This window comes from Pararhizobium sp. (genome assembly GCF_035497515.1).
Lineage (GTDB): Bacteria > Pseudomonadota > Alphaproteobacteria > Rhizobiales > Rhizobiaceae > Pararhizobium.
This window is the reverse complement of record NZ_DATJDJ010000117.1, coordinates 1-1,820: the sequence shown is the minus strand read 5'-3', so window position 1 is coordinate 1,820 and position 1,820 is coordinate 1. Positions and strand designations below refer to the sequence as shown.

The following is a 1,820-nucleotide window of genomic DNA, read 5'->3' as shown; positions in this document are numbered from 1 at the left end:
TATGATGCAGCGAGCCGAAGAAGGCGCCCATGTCTTCGCGGTATTGCGCATCGCTCAGGCCGCTTGCGGCCTGGTAGAGCAGCCGATTGGCCCAGCGGTTATAGTCGGCAAACATCCGGTAGTGTTCGATCATGGTCTTCTCCTGCGCTCATTCCAGCCTATCGCAAATCATGATCAGCGGGCGCGATCCGATCCATGAATTTTTCTGATTTGATTGTTGCCGGTAGCCGGGTTCAATGGCGCGCCAGGAAGGGCAAAGCAGGAGAAGACATGACCCGCATACTCTACACGCTGAGCGGCACCGACAAGACCCGGCATTTTTCGCCGCATGCCTGGAAGACCGCCCTGTCGCTTGCTCATAAGGGGCTCGATTATCAGCTTGAGCCGGTGGGCTTCACGCAGATCCCGGTGATCGAGAACGCGGCAACGAAAACCGTGCCACTGCTGCGCGACGGCGACCGGCTGATCCCCGACAGCTTTGCCATCGCGCTTCATCTGGAGGAAACCTACCCCGATCGCCCGTCGCTGTTTGGCGGCGAGGGCGGCAAGGCGACGGCGCGCTTCATCGAAAGCTGGACGCAGACGGTGCTGCAAGCCGCCCTGATCCGCATCATCCTGATGGACATCCACGATTGCCTTGAACCCGTCGATCAGGCCTATTACCGGGCTTCCCGCGAGGCGCGCTTCGGCACGACGCTCGAGGCGGTGCTCGAAATGGGCGCGGCGGAACTCCAGGCCTTTCCGGCCAGGCTGGAGCCGTTGCGCACCATGCTCAAGAGACAGAACTTCATCGGCGGCGACAGCCCGCTCTTTGCCGATTACATCGTCTTCGGGGCACTGCAATGGGCGCGGATCACCTCTCCGAAGCCGATCCTTGTGGCCGGAGACCCGGTCATCGACTGGTTCGAACGCTGTCTTGATCTCCATGACGGGCTCGGACGGACCGTGACGGCGGCGTGAAACTTCGCGGCTCCCCCTTGTTTTGCTTGGCGTTGACGGTTATTGAACCGCCAAATTCACGGACCACGAACACCAAGGGATTGAGACAATGGCGATTGAACGCACCTTTTCGATGATCAAGCCGGACGCGACCAAGCGCAACCTGACGGGCGCCATCACCAAGATGCTTGAAGATGCTGGCCTGCGCGTCGTCGCTTCCAAGCGCGTCTGGATGAGCACCCGCCAGGCCGAAGGCTTCTACGCTGTTCACAAGGAACGCCCCTTCTTCGGCGAACTGGTCGAAGGCATGACTTCGGGCCCGACCATCGTCCAGGTTCTTGAAGGCGAAAACGCCATCCTGAAGAACCGCGAAATCATGGGCGCCACCAACCCGGCTAATGCCGACGAAGGCACGATCCGCAAGACGCATGCCCTGTCGATCGGCGAAAATTCGGTTCATGGTTCGGATGCGCCGGAAACCGCCGCCGAGGAAATCCGCTACTGGTTCTCCGATACCGAAATCGTCGGCTGAATCAGTCTCTCGGGTTCCTGCCCGAAGGCATTGAAAAGATATCTTGAAAGCCGGAGCGGAAACGCTCCGGCTTTTAACGTTCAGCCGTTCTCTGTCCCGCACTTCGCCGTTTCGAAATGTTCGGGCGTCTTGCCGTCCTTGAAGACCTCCGGGTTCTTGTCATAGGCGGGGCCGACGATGAGGGCCTTGGCCGGGAGTATGTCCTGGTCGAGATCGGAGGTGACCGATGTTTCCAGTGTTTGCAGGACCGAACCGTCCGGCCCCTTGACGTCGATCGTCACCCGATAGGGACGTTCCTTCCTGACGCAGGTGATATCAGGGCTTTCGAGCACCACCTTGTCGAGTTGCT

The 1,820-nt window shown here is 59.8% G+C and carries 2 protein-coding genes and 2 pseudogenes; 2 read left to right on the top strand and 2 right to left on the bottom strand.

Annotation, left to right across the window (positions count from 1 at the left end):
• A pseudogene (locus VL202_RS12650) lies at window positions 1–133 on the bottom strand (damage-inducible protein DinB); the annotation flags it as partial.
• 137 nt (window positions 134–270) lie between these two features.
• Between VL202_RS12650 and VL202_RS12645 the strand changes: the two are divergent.
• Together VL202_RS12645 and ndk are read left to right on the top strand one after the other, a co-directional pair.
• Complete coding sequence (locus tag VL202_RS12645; RefSeq protein ID WP_325464468.1) at window positions 271–960, top strand: glutathione S-transferase family protein; 690 nt, start codon at window positions 271–273, stop codon at window positions 958–960.
• Window positions 961–1,048: 88 nt separating this feature from the next.
• A complete protein-coding gene (gene ndk, locus VL202_RS12640; RefSeq protein WP_056332011.1) occupies window positions 1,049–1,471 on the top strand; it encodes a nucleoside-diphosphate kinase in 423 nt (140 codons plus the stop codon).
• Between the two features lie 80 nt (window positions 1,472–1,551).
• On the opposite strand, the pseudogene VL202_RS12635 reads toward ndk, so the two are convergent.
• Window positions 1,552–1,820 (bottom strand): annotated as a pseudogene (locus VL202_RS12635) (hypothetical protein); the annotation flags it as partial.

What these genes read in the sequence shown, in the direction of transcription:
- VL202_RS12645 (WP_325464468.1), top strand. Translation starts at nt 271, where the DNA reads ATGACCCGCATACTCTACACGCTGAGCGGCACCGACAAGACCCGGCAT.
- ndk (WP_056332011.1), top strand. Translation starts at nt 1,049, where the DNA reads ATGGCGATTGAACGCACCTTTTCGATGATCAAGCCGGACGCGACCAAG.